Below are 7,698 nucleotides of genomic sequence, written 5' to 3'. Positions count from 1 at the left end.
CCCGCTCGAGGTACTAAGACATTTTATGTCGATGTAACAGTAGTAAAATCAGTGCTTAGAGAAATATCTTTAAGCGCTTTTTTTATGTCTAAGATTTTAGAATTACTTTGCACCGAATACGAAAATATATACGGTTTAAAAATGAAGAAGAATTACTCAATCCCAAAAATTTACCACGGAGGTAAGGATTATGGTCTAACTAAACGTTGTTACGTTTATTACTCATACAGGCATCCTGAAACTGGTAAATTAGTAAGACAAACTCCAATTGATGCTAATTTCAATCGTTTACATAAATCTAAAAAAGAACAACTTAAGCATTTTAATATTCTTAGAGAATCACTTGAAAACCTTTTAAAAGAGGGTTATTCTCCCTTTGAAAATGAAGTTATAGAAAATGAGTACTCTGCTAATAGTGCTTTAGATTTTGCTCTAGAATTAAAAGAAAAAACTGTAAGTCCAAGTACATACAGCAGTTATTATAATAGAGTTAACGTTTTTAAAAATTACTTGAAGAGTAAAGTGTTGGATATCGCTAATATCAGGTCTATAGACAAGAAAATTGTTACTAATTTTTTAAATCACACCCTAAAAACTTTGGGTTCAAGCAACAGGAATAATTACAGACAAGACCTCTCAGCTGTATTTTAGGTTCTAGTAGAAAACGATTATATAGAATATAATTTCATCGAGAAAATTAAAAAACTTACGTCTAAACCAACTAGAAATAAAACATATTCTCTAGATAAAGTAGATGAAATTTATAAAGAATTAGAAACTAGCGACCCCCTTACTTCTTTTATTTATTAAATTCGTTTCATATAATTTCTTGCGTCCTATTGAAGTAGTTAGGTTGAAGGTTAAGGATATAAATTTAAAGGAAGGAACTCTAACTGTTATAGTCAAGAATAAGCCGCATAAGACAAAAATAATTCCTGAAATTTTAATTAAAGAACTTAATAAGTTAGACTTATAAAATCCTGAACATTACTTATTTACACCTGAAGGTGTTGAAAAATGGGAGCGTGAAGAGAGTCAGGAAAAAGATCTTATTTTGGTAATCGCTTCAATAAAGTGAAGAAAAAACTAGATATAGGTTCAGGCTATACTGTATACTCATTTCGGCATACGTTTATTACTAAGCTATACAGAGAACTAAGAAAGCAGCACTCTAAGTCGAAAACAAAGAATAAACTGATGTTAATAACTGGGCACTCTACACTGGTTGCTTTACAAAAATATCTAAGAGATATAGGTGCAGAATTACTAGAGGAATATAGCCATTTATTATAAAACATAAATTATAGATATAATATTTTAAAAACATTAAAGTTCCTCCATCATTTGAATTTTTTAAATTAAGAAGCATAAAATATACTATAGTCTACCCAATAAAATTATAAACATTAGCCAATTGGACCTACCCATTCCCGTCACCAGAATATCGCTTTCCCTGTATTAAACAAGGGGGCAATAAGGTAATAGTGGAGCGTCAAAAATGGAAAAAGCTATAATATTATTGATTTGAATAAGTAATTAAATCAAATATTCAGATCAAAAAGACCAAATACAAGTTAAAAACAGGTAGAAACATTATGCAGGATGTTGAAAAATTTAATAACAAGAGTGTTTTATTAGTATATAGTTGCACCGCCAGAAGTAATAGTATATTAAGTTAAGCTTTAACAATAGCAACATAGCCCTTTTAGTAAATTTTAAGATATTACAATCACCCCTACCCATCAAGTATTATATTATTTGAATCCGAATTATGGTAAAGTCGGGGGCCTTTATATAGGGAACTATAAACATATTATGTTTATAGTTCCCTTTTTTGTAACACGCTAGATTCTTAGCAGTGCAATTTTTAACTTATAAATTGTATTTAGTTGTTGCTGTAAATTATTCTCATATGCTGTAACCTTTTTAAGTTTTTCAACTTTTAACCCCCATTGTTGTTGCTTATAGTTTTGTATGGCCGTATTCAACACCTTTCTCGCATCACCAATAGTTATAAACGGAATCACACTTCCTTTTATATAGTAGCTGAAGTATTTACCTGTTTGAAGTGACAATGTTAGGTAGTACAATGATTCTCGCTCTTCTTTAGTATCTACTTTTACTACAAAAAAATTAGGACAAGGTTGATTCATTGGTCTTCCACTATTCAGTCCTTTATTAAGAATATAAAAGCGTGGCGCTTTATAAGTTCTACCCATTTTGTGTGTTTTGATTTCATAGTGAAGATTTGTCATTCTGTTAATGTTTATGGCTCAACTATTTTTTTTGAACCGAATTAGAAAAAGAATGACTGTGCTATGTTGCGAGGCTTGATGTCTGGGTTTGTGCTATAAATACTAGCGTTGGAAGAATAAAGTTATATAATGAATTAAGGTGGCTGGAGATTTATAGCAGAACCGTAGGGTAACCTTTACATCAAATATGCGGCTGTTGAAGGGGGGAACTTAAATTTGCATACTTTTTATTCGGTCACTTATTATAGCTGAATTAATTTTTAGTAAGTTTGGATAATCACTACATATGTTAATTGCAAATTATAGAGTCAAGTCCTTTACTTTAACCCTTTTACTTTTACTATTAAAATTTAAAAACCGAAATGCTTCTTATTAAAAACGGGTAATAGCGAAGCAGAGCCGAGCCCGCACGAGCTGATTGAAGCTGTTGGAATAATAGCACGTTGAGTTTCGAATAAGTGCGTATTACAACTACGTGGCACACGCTGGTGGTGCTGTTTTTGAAGCTGTTGGAAAGAAATGTGCTGGATATGTAGGAACGGAATAGACAGCTTATTTGCGCGTTTGCAATAGATTTTAATAACGTATGTTAAGAAGTGTTTAAATTCTATGCAAAATGGATGCTATCAAAAAACCGTGATCACCAAATAGGCTGAGAGATCTAGCGGGCTCAGTCAAAATGAAAGAGCGGTTTTCTCTTAATGAAATTCTTGCGTAGCATTTCCTTATTAGATATTAAGAGTAAAGTAAGCTATGTGTCTCCGAATAGAGTAACGTATGAAGATAAAGCAAGCAAATAGTGCCAGCGAGGATGTGCCACCGCAGCGGTATTATTTGTGGTAAGTAATAAATTTGAGGTATGAAAAATTTTAATTAGGCTTTACGAAATTAAGTGGATCGACTGAGGAACTCCTTATTACCTGCTAAACATTCTGTTTAGTTGAGGCTATTTTAATGGAACCAGATTAAAAGAGGTCAAAGGCAAAAAGTAAATACCACCTTCTCGGTGGTTTTTACTGCGCGGAATTGGAAGCTGTATGCCGTTGTATATTAATCATAAGATCCTGAAACGAGTTCAGGATAAACGGAATACTGCTGGAGATGTGGCAATGAGACAGAATTAGATTGTTTTAATCACAATACTATGTTAAAAGCACAAAAAGTGCAATCTTAATTTATGTGGTATCTGTTAAATTTGTTGGATCTATTCGATTAAAACTTTTCGTGAAATTGACCTTCAAAAATGGCTGAATAAACACTTTAAAAAGCATCACTAAACACCTAAATTTTTCAAATTACCAATTCCATTTTACGTATATTTGTCAGATCATTAAAGATCAAACCAATCTTTCGTTATTGTTTTTTCAATTGTGGGTTTACTTATATGAATAAATTCATTTTTAATTGGATTATACTCATAATTATTTTGCAATGTCACAAAGTTATTGGCCACTTCTTCAATTGCATTGCAAATAAATTCAATTTCTGCATTGCTCATTGTTGGATGAATAGACATCCTTATCCAACCTGGTCTCTCAGCCAGACATCCTTCTAATATTTTTTGTTCAATGGCTTTTGAGGTAGACGCGTCCACATTCAACAGGTAGTGACCATAAGTGCCTGCACAAGAGCATCCGCCTCGTGTTTGGATCCCAAATCGGTCATTTAAAAGTTTTACTATTAAATTATAATGTGCATTTTCAATATAAAAAGAAAACACTCCCAAACGCTCCGTATTATTTTTGGCAAGAATATGCAAATTATCAATTCTGGAAAGTTTATTGAAAATTATAGTATTCAATTCATGTTCCCTGTCCAATATATTTTGTACACCCATTTTTTCCTTCAGCCGGATTGCCAATGCAATTTTTATGGCTTGCAAAAATCCAGGCGTCCCACCATCTTCACGGGCTTCAATATCATCAATATAATCGTGGTCGCCCCAGGGATTCGTATAACTTACGGTACCTCCACCCGGATTGTCAGGTACTAGATTATTGTAGAGTTTTTTATTAAAGATCAGAACACCTGAAGAACCTGGACCCCCCAGAAACTTGTGTGGCGAAAAGGTAATGGCATCAATATATTGCTCCTCATCTTCCGGATGCATATTGATTGACACATAAGGTGCCGAACATGCAAAATCCACAAAACACAACCCATTATTTTGGTGCATCAGTTTTGCGATTTCATAATAATTTGTTCTTATCCCCGTAACATTTGAACAGCCAGTAACTGCTGCAATTTTTATGTGTACGCTATTATATTCCTTCAACAACTGCCCTAAACTTTCCATACATGGCAATCCTTCATGAGTGGATGGAATTACTTTTACCCTCGCAATGGTTTCCAACCACGAGGTTTGATTGGAATGGTGTTCCATATGAGACACAAATATGATTGGCCGTTTTTCATCCGGAACTACAGTGTGTCCTTTTAGGTTTTCATTGAGCCTAATCCCTAAAATACGTTGAAACTTATTGATCGCTCCAGTCATCCCTGTACCAACGGTAATCAATATATCATCCTTTGAAGCGTTTACATGCTCCTTAATAATGTTTCTGGCATTGTGATAAGAATGTGTCATCACACTACCGGAAATTGAGGTCTCTGTATGGGTATTTGCCACGAATGGGCCAATCTCGTGCAAAAGTTTTTCCTCAATCGGCCGGTACAAACGACCACTGGCCGTCCAATCGGCATAAATGAGTTTTTTTTTGCCGTAGGGAGAGGTGAACTCTTGGTCACTACCGACAATACCCTTTCTGAATTGCTGAAAATAAGCCTCTAAACCTGTTTTTTCCTTTCTTTTATTTGATAAAATCATATGCTATATTTTATGAAAATCACTCCGGCAAAAAGCCAGAGCGAAATCAATCAATCAAAAATAAACCACTGTTTGACGTTTTGAAAACTAATCTGTGGTCGAACTCAAAAGTTTTTTAATCCCTCATCCATCCATTCAAAATATTCTCCAGCATCTGGTGTGTAGGCGATAGGATCAATAAGATTTTTTTCATTATGATCCATTAATACGTAAAATGGCTGTGCATTGGCTTTATACTTAATGATTTGTAACTCACTCCATTTCTGTCCAATATATTTTAATTGTTTATCAGGTCGAAGTTTTGATTCCATTTCTTCTCCTTCAGGAAGAGGTCTTTTATCATCAACATAAAGGGAAATTAACACTACTTTATTTTTTAAGATATCCAATACTTTTGGGTCTGGCCATACATTTTGTTCCATTTTTCTGCAGTTTACACAGGCCCAGCCCGTAAAGTCTATCATTACCGGTTTACCTACTTTTTTAGCATAATCCAATCCTTTATCATAATCATTAAACGCCAAAATATCGTGGGGTGCCATTAAATGTGCTCCTTCCGGTAATTCGTCATGACTCGCTGACATGCTTACGGAACCCGATTTGGTATATCCAACACCATAAGGCGACTCGCTATAATTTTGTGGTGGAGGAAAGGCGCTTATTAAATTTAAAGGTGCTCCCCAAAGTCCCGGAATCATATAAATAGTAAATGACAGTACCAACAGCCCTAAGCTTAACCTGCCTACTGATATGTGGGTTAATGGCGAATCGTGCGGTAACTGCAACTTTCCAAAGAGGTAAAATGCCAAGGCACCAAAAATGGCGATCCATATTGCTATAAAGACCTCTCTTTCCAATAGATGCAGTTGCAATACTAAATCGGCATTGGATAAAAATTTGAATGCCAAAGCCAATTCCAAAAACCCCAACACCACTTTTACGGTATTTAACCAGCCCCCCGATTTAGGCAATGAATTTAACCATCCGGGGAATGCCGCAAATAAGGCAAACGGTAATGCAATTGCCAATGAAAAACCTAACATTCCGATAATAGGCCCTATTTGGCTGCCACCTGCCGCCGCTTGTACCAATAAAGTGCCAACTATTGGCCCTGTACAAGAAAACGAAACAATAGCCAAAGCCAAAGCCATAAAAAATATCCCTATTAATCCTCCCCTATCTGCATGTGAGTCAACTTTATTTGCCCACTTATTTGGCAGCATGATTTCAAAAGCTCCTAAGAAAGAGGCCGCAAAAATTAATAACAAAATAAAGAATGCTATATTAAACCACACATTGGTTGACAGGGAGTTCAATGCATCGGCACCAAATATCAAACTTACAAGAATACCCAATACCACATAGATCACTATGATAGACACACCATAAATGATGGCATTCCTGATACCCGCTGCCTTTGTTTTGCTTTGCTTGGTAAAGAAACTTACCGTCATAGGAATCATAGGGAATACACAAGGTGTTAACAAGGCGGCAAAACCTGATAAAAAAGCAATAAAGAAGATGTACCAGAGCCCTTTATTTGATTTGGAATCTTTTGCTACTTTATCTTTCAAAACTTCTGCCGCTATTGGTGTTTCTGTAATAGCTTTCCCGGTAAGATTAAATACAAGGTTTACCTCGGTGGGCGGTAAACATTTGGTATCGTCGCAAACCATAAATTCCACAAAAGCATTAACTGTAGTTACCTCTTTTACCAGTGCTATTTTTTGTTTGAAAATGGCCGTTTTTTCGAAATACTTGATTTTCATCCCAAAAACGGGATCGTCTACTGTATGACCCTCTCCTTCTGAAGTGTTTCCTGATATTTTAAAACTCCCCTCACTGTCATCATAAGTAAATGTTGTTGCAATGGGGCCATTTTCGGGCACGGTTTGAGAATATAAATGCCAACCGGCTTCTATGGTTGCCTCAGTAATTAATTCGTACTCTTCATTTGATATTTTTTCTACGGTGGTTGTCCATATTACTGGATTTAATATTTGAGCATAGCTTGTTAAAGCTAATAGTAAAACACTTAATGTTAAAAAAAAATTTCTCATTTTAAAGTATCGCTTATTTAATGTTGAATACTAAATCTAATTCGGCAGGCGGTAAACATCTACTGTCGTCGCAAACCATAAATTCAACCGTTGCATAAACCTTAAAGGGCGCTTTTGCTTTTAACTTTATACGTTGTTTAAAAGACGCCTTATTATCGAAATATTTAATTTTCACACCAAAGATTGGGTCATCTACAGTATGTCCTTTATCTTCTATCGTATTTCCTTTTTTAAGATAATTTGGATTCCCTTTATAAGTGAAATTGGTTGGTATGGGCCCATCTTCCGGTACCGACTGTGAATACAGATGCCAATTGATTTCAATTGTGGCTGTAGTAACTAAATCATATTCTGTTTCAGAAATTTTGTTTACTGAAGTGGCCCATTTTACAGGCTCTAAGATTTGACCATGAACAAACCCAAAGGTCAAAAAAGATAATGCTAATACTAATTTTTTCATTTTGCTATGATTGTTTTTTAAAAAGAGCTACGAAGTCAGGAGACTTCGTAGAGCCGAGTTTACTTGTTTTTATTAATTTCATTTTGTTATTTGGTA

4 protein-coding genes and 1 pseudogene are annotated in these 7,698 nt (G+C 34.8%); 1 reads left to right on the top strand and 4 read right to left on the bottom strand.

Features of this window, described 5'->3' with window-relative positions; genetic code table 11:
- Positions 1-651: pseudogene (locus ABY863_RS06405) on the top strand (hypothetical protein); the annotation flags it as partial.
- Between the two features lie 1,193 nt (positions 652-1,844).
- Here the strand turns inward: ABY863_RS06405 and ABY863_RS06400 are convergent.
- The 4 genes from ABY863_RS06400 to ABY863_RS06385 all read right to left on the bottom strand — a co-directional run bounded on the left by ABY863_RS06400 (position 1,845) and on the right by ABY863_RS06385 (position 7,602).
- Positions 1,845-2,255, bottom strand: coding sequence for a hypothetical protein (locus tag ABY863_RS06400; RefSeq protein ID WP_372793427.1), 411 nt, complete (start codon positions 2,253-2,255; stop codon positions 1,845-1,847).
- A gap of 1,330 nt (positions 2,256-3,585) precedes the next feature.
- Complete coding sequence (locus ABY863_RS06395; protein WP_372793426.1) at positions 3,586-5,082, bottom strand: aminotransferase class V-fold PLP-dependent enzyme; 1,497 nt, start codon at positions 5,080-5,082, stop codon at positions 3,586-3,588.
- A 104-nt stretch (positions 5,083-5,186) separates the two neighbouring features.
- Entirely contained in the window at positions 5,187-7,142 is a 1,956-nt protein-coding gene (locus ABY863_RS06390) for a protein-disulfide reductase DsbD family protein (RefSeq protein WP_372793425.1), read from the bottom strand.
- 13 nt (positions 7,143-7,155) lie between these two features.
- Positions 7,156-7,602: a protein-disulfide reductase DsbD domain-containing protein gene (locus tag ABY863_RS06385; RefSeq protein ID WP_372793424.1), complete on the bottom strand. Its 447-nt coding sequence runs from the start codon at positions 7,600-7,602 to the stop codon at positions 7,156-7,158.
- Positions 7,603-7,698: the final 96 nt, after the last annotated feature.

The organism is Lutibacter sp. (assembly GCF_041562875.1).
Lineage (GTDB): Bacteria > Bacteroidota > Bacteroidia > Flavobacteriales > Flavobacteriaceae > Lutibacter.
The sequence above is the reverse complement of the archived record's forward strand: the minus strand, read 5'-3'. Positions and strand labels throughout refer to the sequence as shown.

What these genes read in the sequence shown, in the direction of transcription:
- ABY863_RS06400 (WP_372793427.1), bottom strand. Translation starts at nt 2,255, where the DNA reads ATGACAAATCTTCACTATGAAATCAAAACACACAAAATGGGTAGAACT.
- ABY863_RS06395 (WP_372793426.1), bottom strand. Translation starts at nt 5,082, where the DNA reads ATGATTTTATCAAATAAAAGAAAGGAAAAAACAGGTTTAGAGGCTTAT.
- ABY863_RS06390 (WP_372793425.1), bottom strand. Translation starts at nt 7,142, where the DNA reads ATGAGAAATTTTTTTTTAACATTAAGTGTTTTACTATTAGCTTTAACA.
- ABY863_RS06385 (WP_372793424.1), bottom strand. Translation starts at nt 7,602, where the DNA reads ATGAAAAAATTAGTATTAGCATTATCTTTTTTGACCTTTGGGTTTGTT.